11 protein-coding genes are annotated in these 18019 nt (G+C 43.4%); 4 read left to right on the forward strand and 7 right to left on the reverse strand.

Annotation, left to right across the window (positions count from 1 at the left end; translation table 11 throughout):
- Positions 1–247: 247 nt before the first annotated feature.
- The 4 genes from RCH61_RS04790 to metG all read right to left on the reverse strand — a co-directional run bounded on the left by RCH61_RS04790 (position 248) and on the right by metG (position 6517).
- Positions 248–1258 (reverse strand): helix-turn-helix transcriptional regulator, encoded by a 1011-nt coding sequence (locus RCH61_RS04790; protein WP_178006623.1) that lies wholly within the window; start codon positions 1256–1258, stop codon positions 248–250.
- Between the two features lie 345 nt (positions 1259–1603).
- Entirely contained in the window at positions 1604–3613 is a 2010-nt protein-coding gene (locus tag RCH61_RS04795; protein ID WP_306480036.1) for a beta-propeller domain-containing protein, read from the reverse strand.
- Positions 3614–3744: 131 nt separating this feature from the next.
- Entirely contained in the window at positions 3745–4272 is a 528-nt protein-coding gene (locus RCH61_RS04800; RefSeq protein ID WP_178007645.1) for an RNA polymerase sigma factor, read from the reverse strand.
- A gap of 337 nt (positions 4273–4609) precedes the next feature.
- Positions 4610–6517: a methionine--tRNA ligase gene (gene metG / locus RCH61_RS04805; RefSeq protein ID WP_178007647.1), complete on the reverse strand. Its 1908-nt coding sequence runs from the start codon at positions 6515–6517 to the stop codon at positions 4610–4612.
- Positions 6518–6808: 291 nt separating this feature from the next.
- On the opposite strand from metG, the gene RCH61_RS04810 reads away from it, so the two are divergent.
- Positions 6809–8200 (forward strand): MATE family efflux transporter, encoded by a 1392-nt coding sequence (locus RCH61_RS04810; RefSeq protein WP_306480037.1) that lies wholly within the window; start codon positions 6809–6811, stop codon positions 8198–8200.
- A 105-nt stretch (positions 8201–8305) separates the two neighbouring features.
- Here RCH61_RS04810 and RCH61_RS04815 read toward each other — a convergent pair whose 3' ends face one another.
- Both RCH61_RS04815 and RCH61_RS04820 read right to left on the reverse strand, forming a co-directional pair.
- Positions 8306–10972, reverse strand: a complete 2667-nt coding sequence (locus RCH61_RS04815) for a sensor histidine kinase (protein WP_178007272.1) — start codon at positions 10970–10972, stop codon at positions 8306–8308.
- Positions 10973–11003: 31 nt separating this feature from the next.
- On the reverse strand, positions 11004–11702 hold the full coding sequence (locus RCH61_RS04820) for a response regulator transcription factor (protein WP_306480038.1): 699 nt from the start codon (positions 11700–11702) through the stop codon (positions 11004–11006).
- 266 nt (positions 11703–11968) lie between these two features.
- On the opposite strand from RCH61_RS04820, the gene RCH61_RS04825 reads away from it, so the two are divergent.
- The 3 genes from RCH61_RS04825 to asnB all read left to right on the forward strand — a co-directional run bounded on the left by RCH61_RS04825 (position 11969) and on the right by asnB (position 15395).
- The gene (locus RCH61_RS04825) at positions 11969–12853 is read left to right on the forward strand and encodes a dipicolinate synthase subunit DpsA (protein WP_178006533.1); all 885 of its coding nucleotides are present in this window, start codon (positions 11969–11971) and stop codon (positions 12851–12853) included.
- Between the two features lie 37 nt (positions 12854–12890).
- Entirely contained in the window at positions 12891–13478 is a 588-nt protein-coding gene (locus RCH61_RS04830) for a dipicolinate synthase subunit B (RefSeq protein ID WP_178006534.1), read from the forward strand.
- A gap of 69 nt (positions 13479–13547) precedes the next feature.
- Positions 13548–15395: an asparagine synthase (glutamine-hydrolyzing) gene (asnB, locus tag RCH61_RS04835; protein ID WP_306480039.1), complete on the forward strand. Its 1848-nt coding sequence runs from the start codon at positions 13548–13550 to the stop codon at positions 15393–15395.
- A 166-nt stretch (positions 15396–15561) separates the two neighbouring features.
- Here asnB and RCH61_RS04840 read toward each other — a convergent pair whose 3' ends face one another.
- Positions 15562–17958, reverse strand: a complete 2397-nt coding sequence (locus RCH61_RS04840) for a hypothetical protein (RefSeq protein ID WP_178006536.1) — start codon at positions 17956–17958, stop codon at positions 15562–15564.
- Between the last annotated feature and the right edge of the window lie 61 nt (positions 17959–18019).

Here is an 18019-nt window from a genome sequence, read left to right on the forward strand (position 1 = left end):
ATAAAACAGGCAGCAGAAAAACTGTTCCTAAAACAAAGAACGAATCGCTCCACAACTGATTCCTCAGCTTCGGAGCGATTCTTCTTATTTACGGTTCCGCATTTGCACAGCATCTCCATACTTCTTCTACAGTTTTGTATTCCCTTGTTTCCGGGAACGGTCATACAACGCTTCAAACAGCGCTTTCACACTAATATTCAGAAAACATTTGTTATTTTCTTATTATCAAAGATACTATACATACCTCCTATTTCTGCTCCTCGTCTTCTTCGGCATACTGTACCGCAAGCTTTCGTATCTCCTGACGCACCTGATCCACAACACTTTTCGGACTGACGATCTTCGCCTGACTGCCAAGCGCAAACACCCAGCTTATGAACTGACTGCTTACCTGAACATCTACATTTACGGTAAAGTGATTCTCATCGACAGGTATCATCATCACATCTTTTCCAAAACGATCTACAATAACGCCTGCCAAAGAATTTTCAACCAGCAGCTTTACCGACTGTTCCGTTCCGCCAAACATGCCGAAACTTTTCTTTGCATAAGACGCCATATCGATCTTTTTAAAATGTTCCTTTCCTTCCCTCATCTCTTCCGACAACAAGATATGAATCATCTTATCGACTCTGTAATGCCGGATCTGCGCCGCCTGCGAATCATATCCAATCAGGTAATAATTTTCATTATCCCACAAAAGTCCCCACGGACTGATATGATAATATGCTCCTCCATGACGTATCTCCGGCTCTTTTTTCACGTTCCACTGGTAATATTGAAACTGAATCTTTTTATTCTGTGCGATGGCATTGTAAATCGTATCAATACTATAATAAACTGTCTCATTCATCGTCTTGATCCGCCCTGAAACAAAAACCTGTCTGCGCAGAGCCGCCGCCTCATACTGACTGACAAGCCCTTCCAGCTTTCCGATCAACTGGTTCGTCTTCTTCTCCGTAATAAACTTCGATGACTGTATCGCATCAACAAGAAGTTTCAGCTCTGCCAGTTCAAACTGTCTGCCGATCACATGATAATGATACCCTCTGCCTTCATGTTCCCCTTCCACTTCAACGCCCAACTCTTCTAAATCTTTCAGCGATTCATACAAACTCCTTCGCTCTGCGGTAATGTCATACTTTGCCAATTCATCTTGAATCTCCGGCATCGTCAGATAATGTGTCTCGTCTGTCTTTTTACACATGATCTGTGCAAGACGGTATAACTTAAATTTTTGATTCGTTCCTTTTGGCATGATCCAACTCTCCTGTATTATAATCTGCAGAAAATATTGTACCATATCCTGCCATATTTTTATTCCATAAATTCATAGTAATCTGCTTCACAGCTAAAAAGCATCCACATACCATCTACATATCCCATGTACCCTTTTTCCGTATTATATCCCTTCATATCATTTTCTCCTTCCGACCGCTTTGTTTAAGAACGTTTCCAAGTTCTGATCTATGTCTTATTATACATTTAAGCTGTCGTATAAAACTGACTTAATGAAGTTCTGTATACGGATTTTCTGCGCATCCCGTTATTCTATATATTTTTGTATTTTGCTGTTTCCAATCACCGAAAGTGTCGTTCTTTCTTACAGAACAATATCATCAATCTTTTGGAATCCATTCATCGCAAATGATTCCACCGTATTTCCTGCCACAAGATAAAACGTATCTTCAATATACAGTCCTCTGATATTTCCATAGTTGATGATCTCTTTTGAAAAGACTTCTTTAAATCCTTCTGCTTCATCATAACTGAACATTTTGTATTCGATCGAATCTCCGTATGCCGCAAATCCGAACAGATTCTTCTCGGCATCGGCGAATACTGCCTTATAGTTATAACCTGCGTCTGTGCTGAGCACATTTTCCAATACAAATGTTGCTGTCTCCTTCACATTTACCGGATCACTTATATCAAACATCGACAGCTTCACACCTTCTGTCGTCATGCCGTCCTCATCCACGCTCATCCCGATTCCGAGCAGTTTGCCTTCTCCATATGGATGCAGATAATCTGAAAATCCCGGAATCTTCAATTCTCCGATGATCTTCGGAGCTGCCGGATCTGAAAGATCTGCAGAAAACAGCGGATCGATCTGCTTAAATGTCACAAAATAAACAATATCTCCCATAAATCTCGCCGAATGTATCGTCTCTTCTTTTGCCAGATCCTGAATACTTCCTGTCATTTCCAGATTTTCATCCAACACATACAGCGCGTTTGTCTCGACAGCTTCGCTGTCTGCTGCAGCGCTGTCTTCAACTGCGTTGCCTTCCGCACCTTTATATGGGATCGGCATGATCCGATCATTATAAGTATTCGGAAGCACTGTCGCCACGATCCGCAGATATCCGTTATATTCATCAATACTAAAGGAATCGTTCAGGACACCGTCGATCTTCGTCTGTGCCACCGCATCTAAAGTACCGTTTCCATAGGCAATCTTTCGGATCGAAGTCTGGATCTTCTCCGAATCATTTTTTCCATAACACTCTTCCGTAATATAAATATTATTTTCACTCACATAACACATTCCTGCATTTCCGAAAATGGCCTTTGTCTGTAGTTTTACCGTAGGATCTGAAAGTGCAAATGCAGACACAACCGTATACTGACTTCCGATTGTTCCCTGCGGCATATAAATATCTTCCGCCCGGAGGAGATCGCCCTGAACCTGTGGAATATAATCATTTTCAGTTGATACCGACGAATCATAATAGGTGTAAAAATCACTGATTAAATAGACATATCCATCCTTCTCCCGCATCGTATGATACTGTCCGCTCTGGGAGATGACTCCTGCTTCCTTCGGATTTGACGGATCTGTCACATCGTAAACCGCCGCACAAGTATATTCTTTATAATTTCCACCTGTCTCTGACACTTCATCTTCATATCTCGATTCTCCATACAGCAGCACCAACCGATGATCTGAAACGAAAATCTCGCTTATATAACAATTTTCATTCAGCGTAATACTTGCCAGCTCTTTCATTTCTGCCTGAGATGCATCTACGATCTTCACAGTCTGATTGCTCAATATATACAGGTTCTTTCCGTCTGTTTTCACTGTATCTGCCTCAGCAACGCCTTCCTGTCTCACGTTTGTATCGGAATAATTTCCTCCTGATGTCGCGCCTGTATCAGACTCAAACATAGCCTTATCTGTCATATAGACATCCCCTGTTCCGCCAAATACGTTCCGTTCTTTCGCCTGCTTCTCATTTTCTTTCAAGTACGTTTTTATTTCATCATAATTTTTCGCCAGCGGGATTTTCCCCGGATTCTGTTTTTCATCCATCTTTCCGTCAGCTGCCGTTTCAGAACGGTCACTTTTTCCCTCATGCATGTTTCCGTATCCGACAGCTCCCACCACAAGGCAGACACATGCTGCTGCGGCTGCGGACACATATTTCCATCGATAACTTTTTGACTTCTTCTTTTTCCTTGTTTCCAGCATTTTTTCAACAGCTTCCGGCTCAAGTGACGCCGGAATCTCTACGTCTTCTGCTCTCTGCCTGATCTTCTCTTCAGTCTGTTTTTCTTCCTGCTCTGATAAGTCCTCTATTTTTCTCTCTTTTTCATTTTCTCTCATCGACAGTCTCCTTCTAATAATTGGTCTTTCTGTTATTGCTCTCTTTCCGCTATGTTCTTGCTTTTGCTTTCGTTTGCTTTCATATTTCTGCACTTAGTTTTTTGATTTAGCTCATCCTTTTGATTCATCCTTCAGCTTAACATCTTTCGCATCTTTCCAAGCGCGCGGCTTTTTCTTGAACGGATAGTCGCCGCGTTTTTCCCAAGCAATTCGGCGATTTCCTCACTTCGATATCCGCCAAACACAGAAAATGCAATAATCGTTCTCTCCTCTTCTTCCAGAGAGTCAAAAGCCTTTCTCACATCATGGCGCTGTGCTAAGTCAATTTCTTCCGTTCTGAGATTTTCTGTTTCCGTTTCTGTGCTCTGCTCCGTCGTCTTCCTGTTTTTCTGCAAAATCTTTTTACATTGATGATTCAAAATCGTAAACATCCAACTCTTGAAAGAACTTTCTTTCTTCAGACCTGATATATTTTCATATGCAGAAATGACCGCTTCACTAACTGCATCTTCCGCATCTTGAGCATGTTTCGTCATATAAAATGCGAAACGATACAGATCTTTATATATTTCAGCGTATAATTGCGAAAATGCTTTTGGATCGCCCTGTTTCGCCTTTCTAATAAGATGATGCTGTATATCTGTCATCCCTTCGGACATAAGCTCCCTCCCTTCCGCTGCACACAAATACACTTTTTCTTACTGAAATCCCTCTTATTTCTTTTCATCTTTCCATATCTGTCTGAAACAGCTTTTATATATAAGAGTACCCTGATCCATATTTTGTTGCAGTAAAAATGTAAGATTTTCTCTATATTTTATCTGCACAATCACCGGAAGTTCCAAAAGGCACATTCCGGGATTGTAAGCGGTTGCCAGGGTCTCGGACAAGCCCGGACTTTGGCTCGTCGCCTATATAAAAAAATATCTGCCCGGATGAACTTATCACTTCGTTCATCCGACAGATATTTTTATACGCTCTTATTATCAGATCTCTTTAACAGATCTCTGCTCCGGCAGGCATCTTTTTCTCAGGAGTCATAAGCGCCAGATTTCCTTCTGCGTCTTCCGCACAAAGAAGCATCCCTTCGCTGAGCACTCCCGCCAGTTTCGCAGGTTTTAAATTCACAAGCACCATCACTTTTTTCCCAACCATCTCTTCCGGCGTATAATGTGCTTTAATACCGGAAACGATCTGTTTTACCTGACTTCCGATCTTCACTTGAGAACAAAGAAGTTTTTTTGATTTTTTCACTGCCTCACAGGCGATGATCTCTCCGACTTGGAACTGCATCGCTCCGAACTGCTCAAATGTGATCTCCGGTTTTGCTTCAATATCAATCACATCTTCATCTTCTGTTTCCTCCGCCTCTTCTGTGTGAGGATGAAGTTCTTCTACTTTTTTCATAACTTCTTCAAGATCCAGTCTTTGGAAAAGGATCTCCGGTTTCTCTGTCACATGTCCGTCCCCGAGCTGCTCCAAAATCTTTTTGCTTGTAGACGGCATGAAAGATTCAAGAAGACGCGCTCCTGCTGAGATTCCCTGTATCAGATTCCAGAGAACTGTCTCCAGACGGTCTTTCTTTTCTTCCTCTTTCGCCAATGCCCACGGCATTGTCTCATCAATGTATTTGTTGCAGCGTTTGAACAGATTAAAAATCTCTGTGATCGCATCCGCCACACGCAGTCCGTCCATCTTCGCGTCAACAGCTTTCGGCGTATTGTCGATCACTGCTTTCAGATCCGCATCGACATCTTCTGACACACCTTTGTCAGAAACAACTCCGCCAAAGTATTTGTTTGTCATAGAAACTGTACGATTCACAAGGTTTCCTAATGTATTTGCAAGATCGGAATTCAGACGCTCTACCATCAGCTCCCATGTAATCACTCCGTCATTTTCAAACGGCATCTCATGAAGGACAAAATAACGTACCGCATCTACCCCGAAGAAATCAACAAGTTCGTCTGCATAAAGGACGTTTCCTTTTGATTTGCTCATTTTTCCGTCTCCCTGAAGAAGCCACGGATGTCCGAATACTTGTTTCGGAAGCGGAAGACCAAGCGCCATCAAAAAGATCGGCCAATAGATCGTATGGAAACGAATGATATCTTTTCCGATCAAATGCAAGTCAGCCGGCCACAGTTTTGCGTACTGCTCCGTGCTGTTTCCGTCCGCATCATAACCAATACCTGTAATATAGTTGGTCAGCGCGTCAAGCCACACATAAACGACATGCTTATCATCAAAATCAACCGGGATTCCCCACTTAAATGAAGTTCTGGATACACACAGATCCTGAAGTCCCGGAAGAAGGAAGTTATTCATCATCTCATTTTTTCTGGAAACCGGCTGAATAAATTCTGGATGTGTATTAATATGCTCGATCAGACGATCTGCATACTTGCTCATTTTAAAGAAATACGCTTCCTCTTTCGCCGGCTGAACTTCTCTTCCGCAGTCCGGGCATTTTCCGTCTACGAGCTGTGATTCTGTAAAGAAAGACTCGCACGGCGTACAGTACATTCCCTCATAGTGTCCTTTATAAATATCTCCCTGATCATACAGCTTCTTAAAGATCTTCTGTACTTGTTTCTCATGATCTTCGTCTGTTGTACGGATGAATTTGTCATAGGACGTATCCATCAGATCCCAGATTCTCTTAATCTCGGAAGAAACACCGTCTACAAATTCCTTCGGCGTAACTCCGGCTTCGTCTGCCTTCAGCTCAATCTTCTGTCCATGCTCGTCTGTTCCTGTCTGGAAAAATACATCATATCCCTGACTTCTCTTATAACGGGCGATCGCGTCCGCCAAAACAATCTCATATGTGTTTCCGATATGCGGCTTGCCTGAAGTATAGGCGATCGCCGTTGTAATATAATATTTCTGCTTCTCTGACATCGTTTTCTCTCCTTTATCCCCCGTGAGATTCGAAGGATTCCTTTCCTCCGATCTTCCGTTGGTTTTGTCTTTAAAAAGGATAGCATACATACCAAATAATGTAAAGGTTTCATAAAGACCTGCATCCTATAAAAATTTACCGCTATATGTTCCAAAACTTTTCAAAAAGTTCTTGAAAAGTTCTTAAAAACTTCATCTTGAAAATTTTCTCTTTTCTATTCATAATGTAATTTGTAATGGAACTGTAACAGACTTTTAACAAAGCTTACATTTACAAAGAGGGGACTTAAAATGACAACTTCAACACCGAAAAAAAACAGATACGAAATAGACATGTGCAACGGAACTGTCCTGGACAAACTGATCTCATTTTCCATTCCGCTCATGCTCTCCAGTATTCTTCAACTTCTTTTTAATGCCGTAGATATTATTGTAGTCGGGCGCTTTTCCGGAAGCCGCGCCCTTGCCGCAGTCGGATCTACCACTGCACTGATCAACGTCTTTACCAATCTTTTTATCGGAGTTTCCCTTGGTGCAAACGTACTGGCAGCGCGCTTCTATGCAACGAAGCAGGAAAAACAAATGTCGGAAACCGTACATACCGCCATTACTTTTGCCCTAAGCAGCGGACTCGTCATGGTCTTTGTCGGACTTTTCTTCTCAAAAGCCGCTCTGACACTGATGGACACTCCTTCTGATGTAATCGGACAGTCGACTCTTTATATGCGGATCTACTTTGCCGGAATGCCGTTTTTTATGCTTTATAACTACGGAGCGGCAGTTCTTCGCGCAGTAGGAGACACGAAGCGTCCCTTATTCTTCCTTGTCATCGCAGGAATCACGAACGCGCTTCTGAATCTCTTCCTTGTGATCGTACTCCACCTCGGAGTTGCCGGAGTTGCCATCGCAACCGTAATCGCGCAGATGATTTCCTGTATTCTCGTACTCCGATGCCTGTATCAGTCAGACAGCAGCTATCAGCTCCGTTTTTCGAAACTGACATTAAAATGGGTTTATTTAAGGCAGATTTTTCAAGTCGGCATTCCTGCCGGAATCCAAAGTACGGTCATTAATTTTTCAAACGTACTTCTCCAGTCTTCGGTAAACTCTTTCGGTTCTACCGCAATGGCAGGATATACTGCCGCTAACAATATTTTCGGTTTCCTGTATGCCACAGCTAATTCAGTCACACAGGCATGTATGAGCTTCACGAGCCAAAACTTCGGCGCCGGAAAATGGAAACGAATGGATAAAGTACTCAGAAATTGTATTTTATTATCCGTAATCCTCTCTCTGATCTTAGGCGGCGGCTCTTATCTCTTCGGACCGGAGCTTTTGAGGATCTACACATCCGATCCGAAAGTCATCCAATGCGGAATGGAAGTCCTGCTCTACACAACCGTAACTTATTTTATGTGCGGACTAATGGATCTCTTTCCCGGCGCTTTGCGCGGAATGGGACATTCTGCAGTGCCAATGCTTCTTTCCATCATAGGAACTGTAGGAACAAGAATTCTTTGGATCTTCCTTGTCTTCCCGAAACATCGGTCACTGGATATTCTGTTCATCTCCTATCCTGCGTCATGGCTGATCACGATTATCTTGCAGGTCATCTGTTATTTGTTCGTAAGAAAGCGCGTACATACCGCCCTTAAGAGCAGAACATACAATGATTCTATATAAAACAAAACGGCGCTGTACAGACGATATTCTCAATCGTCCGTACACGCCGTTTTTATGTTGCTCCGTCTTAAAGCTCCACTCTGAATTCCAGGTCAAAAGAGAAGATCAGTCAACAGTTTTCGAAACTTGTTTTTTCTCCTGATTTCTCCTTGGGAACCGGATATCTACTTTAAACAAATCCCCATCAAGGTACAATTCAAACGTTCCGCCCTGCATTGCAGTCAGACTTTTTGCAATCGAAAGACCGAGTCCGCTTCCCTCCGTGCTTCTGGAGATATCTCCTCTGATAAAACGCTCTGTCAGCTCATCCGCCGAAATATTTAACTGCTGTTCGGACACATTTTTCAAAGAAAAACGAACTTCTGCGTCTGTCACAGAAAGATCCGCGTAGACTCTTGTTCCCGGCATTGCGTATTTTGCCGCATTCCCGAAAATATTTTCCAGCACCCGCCACATTCGACGCCCGTCCACATGAACAACTGCCGGCTCTTCCGGAAGATTCAGTACAACCGCCAAATTCCGCGCCGCAAATTTCTCTGCCAGCTCTCCTTCTGTCTGCTGCACCATCTCGCGGAAATCAATATCCATATATTCTAACGTAATATTACCACTGCTTACTTTCGACGCTTCCACAACGTCTTCTGTCAAAGTCTTAAGACGCTGTGCCTTTACTTCAAGAATGTCCAAATACCCAAGTATCTTTTCATCCGAAATATCAGACCGTTTTAAAATATCCACATAATTTATAATTGATGTCAGCGGAGTTTTAATATCATGAGATACATTCGTGATCAAATCTGTTTTCAACCGTTCATTACGCATAGCCTCATCGATCGCCCGATTCAAACCGCTTCCGATCTCATTGACCATCTCCGCAATCTTCCGCTCCGTTCCGCGCAGTCCTTTCAGATCGATCCGATACTCAAGGTTACCGTCTGCAATCTGTTCAATCCCTTTCTTGATCCTGACTTTCGCAAACATACTTCCCAAAACGATCCAAAACGTCACTCCATCCGCCGCCAAAGCAATCAAAGCCATCGGAATATTCCCAGCCAGAAATGCAAGCCAGTGGAGAAAGAAAAACACACTGATGAACAGAATAACCCGCCAAACATCGTTCCGCGCATCCAGTACTTTCTTTCCGAATGCAAGGATCGAACAAAGCAGGCTTCCTTTCCACAGACTCTTTGCCTTGATCCTGCGTATCAAACTCACATATCCCGCGAAAAAGCAGGTGAACGTAAACAGCCCGTACAAAAATATACCAGCTATATCAAGAAAGCTTACTTTCTGCACAAACAACATCGAATAAAATTCCGGCATATCGCTCATATAGCGGTCTCCATAATATCCGAGGGTGTCCACCATATTGCCGACATTATTGCTTTCAAGAATCCCGGCTCCTAAGATGATCGCCGTTCCTACTGCCCAAATTCCAATCACGGTTATTGCTGCAAGCTCTGTTTTCCATTGGTCAAATCCTGTCAAATGAATTTCATTGCCCCCTTCTTTTCGTCCTGCGGTCAATCCTGCCATTACAAAACTGACTAGAAACAAAATCCCGCTGACGCACAAAAGCACGAGCCCGCCGCGCAGAAGAGGAATATTCTCTTCATAGATCCCGTTTCTTTCATAGAACATATCCTTAATAGGGTAAGAAGTATCGACCGCCACCGCGAAAATACTGTCGTACGTCCTGTCATTATCATAAGCTCGTACCATATCCCATTCCGTTGTCGGAGAGATATCCATATTTGTTTCAAAATCTTTTAATTTCGGATAGACAAAAACGTATTTCACCTTTTTGCCCGATTTCATATTTGCTATACTTTGTTCGATATTCGAATTTGTCTCGGACTCACTTTTTACCATAAGATCAGCATATTCGCTTTTATTTGTCGTAACCTTTTTCGTATCCTGATCCACATATAAATAGGTAAAGTTCGTATTTCCTTCTTCCAAATATTCCCATCCGCTCTCATATCGAGTATAACGGTCGTTTATACTTGTCAGTACAGAAGACAAATGATCATAGATCACCATGAGCTTTCCGTTTAATTCAGGGCGCTCATTCACAACCTGAAGAAGATTCGCCGCTCCCACGGGCGCATAATTCTCACGAACCGACTCTCCGTAGTTCCAGCAATCTGTATACAGTTCATTTCCTTCTGCATCATATATGATGATTTTGTCGGTCACGCCGGAGGAAGTAAGAGTTCCATTGCTTAAGTCATTAAAAAATGACTCTATATCCATTTTCTCAGTATCAAATGTAATTTGAAGTTCCCCTGTCTCAAACAGTTTCAGAAACTCTTCCGTATAGTAATAATAATATTTCCCACTCGGCTGTTTACAGACAATCACCGCATTTTTATCATACACTCCGCCGGATTCGGCGCTGTACGCCTTGCTCCACTCAATCAAATCTGACAGCTTGTACACCAGCCCTGAATGATTTTTACCATCCGCCTCTGCGTCTTCAAAATAAGACATCACATCGATCACTTTATCGGGATTGTATGCTCCGTCCGTCTCAAACAGCGCTTTTAATTGAAACTGTTCAAGCACCTGAAGCATATAACCTTCCACCGTATTGCTGAAATCCGGCGAATCCTCGTACGGCTTTCCCGCCAATTTTACTGTCTCCGCCGGATTCAATGTTCCGGTTAATCTCGTCGTCACCGCAAGAGATGTGAAAAACAGCGCTCCGTTTAACACTCCCATGATCAGGACAACTGCTTTCATCGCAGTCTTTCTATACCATCCTTTCATTCACATTCCTCTCTTCACCTGTTTTTCTTATCTATTGTGCCTTCTCGATCTTATATCCGACTCCCCAGACAACTTTCAGATAACGGGGTTCTTTCGGATTGATCTCGATCTTTTCCCTTATGTGCCGGATATGGACAGCAACCGTATTATCCGCGCCGATCGCCTCCTCGTTCCAAATCGATTCGTAGATCTGATTGATTGAAAATACTCTTCCCTGATTTTTCATAAGAAGCAGAAGTATATTATATTCAATCGGTGTCAGCCTCACAGGTTCTCCGTCCACTGTGACCTCTTTTAGATCATCATTGATCTGAAGTCCGCCCACAACATAAATCTTATCCTTTTTTCCCCGCACAGTTCCTCCCAACTGCGTATATCTGCGGAGCTGGGATTTTACTCTTGCTACAAGTTCCAACGGACTAAACGGCTTCGTAACATAATCATCCGCTCCTACGTTCAATCCGAGGATCTTGTCGGCGTCTTCTGATTTTGCAGAAAGAATAATAATCGGAATGCTGTTTTTCTCCCGTATTTTTAACGTCGCACGAATGCCGTCAAGCTTCGGCATCATCACATCAAGAAGCAGCAGATGAACTTCTTCTCTTTCAAGAATTTCCAATGCCTCGGTTCCGTCATATGCCTTAAGGATGTTATAACCTTCCTGTGTCAAATAAATTTCGATTGCTTCTACGATTTCTTTGTCGTCATCACACACTAATATATTGTACATCGTCAATCACCTCTCTTACCCTCTCCTGTTTTTATCATAACGTACAAACTTTAAAAGGAATGAGATAAAATCTTAGAACTTTATTAATTTATCTCTTCTCATTATTATGACCTTTCAGAAATCTTTTTTCAATTCCAAAATCTTTCTTTTCTTCATCCCCGCACAATTCCAGCGGCTTTGCCCCGCTTACAACTTCTCCTCCAAACTATCACACATCCGTTCAATCCGCATACAGTAAATTAAAATGTTTTTTAAGCGGTGTTTTCATGTCTTCTTTCTTATATGATTTCTCTGTTTTAGGCGGTGATATGCGTCAGGTTTTCCTTGCACAACTGTTAGCAGAATCAGGAAATTCTCTTTGCTGTTACGCCTTGCCATCCTATCCGAAAGATGTATTATCTGAAGAGTCTCCGATGATTCACAGGGCTGTTTCCCTTAAAGAAGCCTGCGCGCATTCCAGGACCGTTCTCTTTCCTTTTCCATTTACACAAAACGGATCTGATGTCTCTGTAAAAGAAGATCGCTGCCGTTTTTCCATTCAATCCGTTCTTGATCTTCTTCAACCCGGGCAGGCTTTTTTTGCCGGATGTATTCCGCCGCATTTCCAAAAAGCCGCCAGAGAAAAAGGCATCTCTGTTTATGATTATTCAGACGATCCGGCTCTTCCTGTATTCAACAGCATTGCAACAGCAGAAGGCGCAGTCTGCGAAGCCATTCTTCACAGTCCGTTCCATCTGCATAAAAGCCAATGTGCCGTTCTCGGCTTCGGAAAATGCGGACGCTCCATCGTGTCCTCTTTAAAAGGACTGTCTGCAAACGTATCGGTTTTCACCGACGACGTAAATGAACTGGCACAGGCGTTTCTCATCGCCGATGAAAGTCTGCCCCTGAGCGCGCTTGCAGATCATGTGAAAACGTTCCGCTTTGTTTTCAATACGATTCCGGCGCAATTTATCCATGATAACATTTTGAAAAACATGAACCGTTCCGCTCTTATCATTGATATCGCATCTTCTCCCGGCGGAGTCGATCTTGAGACGGCGCGCCGGCTTGGCATCCCTGCATTCCATTGCCCCGGACTTCCGGGGAAATACGCCCCCGCCTCTTCTGCTCAATACTTGAAAGATTTTATACAGGCAACACTTTATTGACCATTTTTCATAAAAATTTTTAAAGGAGGAACTCCCATTGTCTTTAGAAGAAAAACAGATTGGGGTCGCTTTGACCGGATCATTCTGCACTTACAAAAAAGCTTTTCTTGAATTACAAAAACTTTCAGAACGATACACTTCCGTACAGACTATTTTTTCAAATGCAGCATCTTCCCTTAATTCCCGCTTTGGTTCTGCCGAATCATTTATAAAAGAAGCCGAAGAAATCACAGGACACAAACCGATGCTGACCATTCCTGATGCTGAACCGATCGGACCGAAAGCTCTCTTCGACATCCTCATTATCCTTCCCTGTACCGGAAATACCCTTGCAAAACTGGCAAACGGAATCACTGATACACCGGCATTAATGGCGGCGAAAGCACATCTTCGCAATAACAAACCTCTTCTTTTATCCTTGTCAACAAACGATGCTCTTGGCATGAATATGAAGAACATCGGACTTCTTTTGAATACGAAAAACATCTATTTTGTTCCTTTCGGGCAGGACGATCCGGTCAAAAAACCAAATTCTATGACCGCTCATACAGATCTTCTGATACCTGCTTTGGAAGCTGCTTTAGAAAATCGGCAGATCCAGCCCGTCATACTTGGTACTGCCTGAAAACGGTCTTCCGTTTTCACTTCCTGACGCATGTTCTCGTATACTATAAAAACGAAAAGGAGACTTCCTATGTGCGGAATCGCCGGATTTTTCAACTCATTCGCAGATTATGCAAAAGAGGAAAACTATCGAAAACAAATTTTAGAAACAATGAATCGTGTACAGAAACACCGCGGCCCTGATGACGAAGGTATCTTTTTATCGTCCATGTGCGGGCTTGCCCATGTCAGGCTGAATATTATCGATCTGATTACCGGGCATCAGCCGATGGAAAGAATAAAAGACAACCGCCGCTGTGTCATCGCATATAACGGCGAGATCTACAACGCCTTAGAACTGAAAGCGGAATTGATCTCCGAGGGCGAACAATTCCGCACTTCCAGCGATACTGAAGTAATCCTTGCCGGATTCATGCGGTATGGCTCGTCATATATTACAAAATTAAACGGGATCTTCGCAATCGCACTGTGGGATGATTTCAAAAAGGAACTGCATCTGTTCCGAGACAGACTTGGCGTTAAACCGCTGTTTTATACACAAAAAGACGAAACCTTTGTCTTCGCATCCGAAATCAAAGGACTGCTCGCATATCCCGGTGTTGTTCCCGTTTTGGATCGAACCGGTCTAAATGAGGTCTTTTCTCTCGGTCCTGCAAAAACATACGGAAAAGGAGTGTTCAAAGATATTTTTGAAGTGCTTCCCGGAGAACATATTACCCTCTGCCGCAGCTCTTTTTTTCGACAATTTTACTGGAAACTTGAAAGTTATCCACACACCGACTCTCCTTCTGATACAGTGGAGAAAACACGATGGCTTCTCACCGACTCAATCAAACGGCAGATGCTTTCTGACATCCCTGTCTGCACATTTCTTTCCGGCGGAATAGACAGCAGTCTTGTTACCGCAGTCTGCGCCGGACAGTTATCAGAATCGGGAAAGACTCTGAATACCTTTTCCTTTGATTTTACGGGAAATGAAACCTATTTTAAGTCCAACCGGTTTCAGCCAAGTCAAGACCGTCCTTTTGCCGAACAAATGGCAAAATCATTTAGAACAAATCACCATTTTCTGGAATGCAGCAGTCAGGATCAGCTCGATTATTTATACAAAGCGGTCGATGCCCGGGATCTCCCTTGCATGGCAGACGTTGAGTCCTCTATGCTGTATTTCTGTTCCCTTGTCAAACAGTTCAACACCGTTGTCCTCACAGGAGAATGTGCAGATGAAATTTTCGGCGGTTATCCATGGTTTCACAAAAAAGAGTTTTTCGAAACAAATATGTTTCCGTGGTCGCCTTCTATGCAGCCGCGCCAGGATCTCTTAGACGATGCATTTATCCGCGAACTGAACATGGAAGAATACGCCCGGGAAGCCTGTGAAAAAACAATTCGCGAAACACCGCTTCTTCCTGAGGACTCCACAGAAGAAAAGCGGCGGCGTGAAATTGCTTATCTGAATATCCGCTGGTTTATGGCAACACTTCTTGACCGAATGGATCGCACCGGTATGTACAGCGGATTAGAAGCCCGTGTTCCTTTCGCTGATTATCGAATCGTTGAATATGTTTTTAATGTTCCGTGGAAAATAAAATGTCCTGACGGAATTGTAAAAGGTCTGCTCCGTCATGCCTGCGAAGGAATTTTACCGAAAGAAATTCTTTGGCGGAAAAAAAGTCCCTATCCGAAAACTTATGATCCTAATTACGAAACAATGCTTGCAAATGAACTAAAAGACGTCCTTGCTTCTCCTAACGCGCCTATTCAGACGTTTCTCGATAAAAAGAAAGTATTGCGTTTCCTCGACGCCCCTTCCGACTATGGGAAACCATGGTACGGGCAGCTCATGGCCGGACCTCAGATGATCGCCTATATGCTGCAGATCAACTACTGGCTGGAAAAATATAAGATCCATTACTGAGATTCATTGCTGAATTAAATTTTATATCCTGCAGATCTCTTTCCGAAAACAATCTGTCTGAAAAAAGACACACAAAAAGATCTCTGAAAAAAGCCAAAAATCATCCCCCTGCACAGCAAAGGGATGATTTTTGTGTTTTACCTGATCACTTTGTATTTGACCATTTTTATTCAATCGCTTCTGTTTCGATAACAAATTTTACATTTCCGTCCATAGAGCTGTCTTTTCCGCTGAACGTATCATAACTGCACTGTTCGGATGTCAATGCCTCTAAGCGATTCATCAATTCTCCGACTGCATCTTCGACTGTTGTTTTCAGCTTGCTTGTTCCTTCTGCGTCAAATGTTTTCATTCCGTCCGCCAGCGTCACCGCTCCGTCTGCCAATGTTTTCGCTCCGCTGTTCAAAGCCGACGCTCCGTTTTTCAATACGCTGCTGTTCTCTCTCAACTGTGCCGCTCCTGCCGTAAGCTGGCTGTTGAAACTGCCAAGCTGTGCAAAACCACCGTTCAGCTGTGCGATTCCTGAAGCCGCTTTCGGAGCAGTTGCTGCCAGCGACTGATCTAACAACGACAGATTCGTATGCAAAGATCCGATTCCGCTATTAAGTCCCTGCATTCCCGTATTCAGATCATCGATTTTTTCTGTCAATGTTCCCAGTTCATCCAGCGGAAGATTTTCTCCTGCCTTTTGGATTGCATCTAATTTTGCTTCCACTTCCGGGAGTTTCGCATTCAGCCCTGCAGACGCAAGTTTTAAGGCAAACAGATCTACCTTCATCTTTCCGACCGCACTTTGGATTGCCTGCACATCCACACCGGACAGATCTGCCTGTACCGGGCTCAACTTCTCTTCTACAAGAGAAAGCTCCGGCATATCTGCCGCTTCAGATGCAGCATCTTTCGCTTCGTTCAAAGCCTGAATCGCATGATCAAGATCCTCCAAAGCCGCTGACTGCGGATCTTTTTGTGCAATCTCATTTCTCTGCGCTGTCAAAGAATCAATCGACTGCTGAATTGTCTGTGAACTTGCAGCCGCTTTCGTCTTCGCTGATGAAATCTTTTCATTATTTGCCGTAATCTGCACATTATCTGCATCAATAACTGCGTTGTTCTGGTCTACCGCCGTATTAATCGCCGCACATGCATTTGCCAGATTTGTCTGCAAAGCAGCAATCTTCTGAAGTTCTCCTGAAATCGCCTGTACCTGTGCCGCAATATCCTGAACCGGAGTTACAATTCCATTCTGCAGACTCGTCTCCAGACCTTTCGTCTCTTCGATCAGAGCATTTCCCATCTCGATCATTCCCGTTACCTGCTTCATCACTGCCTGAACCGCTTCTGTTCCAAGTGCCTGTGCAAGCTGCTGCGTTCCGTTTGCCAGTTTCTGCGCTCCTGCCTTAATGTCTTTTTCGTTCACATTTTCCAACGTTCCGTCTGTTGCCGCGCTAAGCTGACTCACTGCCGACTGAACCTTCGACAACCCTTCGCTCAATTCCGTCAGACCTGCCGCGCCTTCGGCAAGCTGTCGTTCACCGTCTACATATGATACAACGCCATTTGCCAATGTATCTGTTCCGTCCGTATATTTTTTAATTCCTTCTTCTAATTCTGCTGCACCTGAAGAAAGCTGAGATGCCCCTGAAGAAAGCGTATCCGTTCCACTTACCAGTTCCAAAGCTGCATTTTCGAGTTCATCAAGAGCGCTCTGCAAAGAACTGTAATCAACCACTTCGCTGATATTTAAGTCTTGTAAAATATCAGACAGCGCAACCGTATAAGTAGAAGACATCGTAAAATCTTTCACATCTGCGCTTATCTCAAGACTTTCCGGAAGAGTTACTTTGGAAGAAGACTGACTGAAATCATCCATTCCAAGACTCTCTTTCATACCCGGGACCGCAAATCCAAGCACTATATTCCTGTTTCCGTCTGAAACGACTTTCCCGTTATCAATCGTCACATTACTGAACGTTTCATTCGGAAGGATCATTCCGGTCATCATAACAAAAGGACTGCATAACTCTTCCTCAACGCCATCCACATGAACCGTTTTTTTCGTGTGATTCGTATAATCGATCTTAATTTTCAAATGTCCGCTTTTCCCTTTCAGCTCTGAAGGACTGATCTTCTTTCCATCCAGATAATAAGTCAATTTAACCGAAACCGGAAGCTCTTTGTCTGTTGTTCCCTGATAATAAATATCCTCGCCGTCCGTGTTCCAGACAAGGGCGTTTCCTGATTCGGTAAACGTCTCTTCGCCTTTAATATTTTTGATTCCGGTAAGTTCACTGACGTCATTTAAGCTCTGTGCGGTTCCGGCATTTTTCAGCCAGTCTGAAACCGTCACCAGTTTTGTTTCTCCTGCCGCATCCGCATTGACATAGACCGTTTCTTCTTTGAACAATTCCGCTCCTGCCTGCTCTGCACTCTCTGATTTTACATTTTCTTCCTGCTCTGCCGCATATACTACCGCCGGAGCGATCTGTCCGAATCCGGTAAGCGCCGCTGCTCCGACTGCCAGTGAAGCCGCTACTACATGTTTCATTCTTCTATTTTTATTCATGACCGCCAACATCCTTTCCTGCCGCTCTTGTTTATTATTTTTGATTTCTATTCCTTTATTC

The organism is Mediterraneibacter sp. (assembly GCF_030825015.1).
Taxonomy (GTDB): Bacteria; Bacillota; Clostridia; order Lachnospirales; family Lachnospiraceae; genus Mediterraneibacter.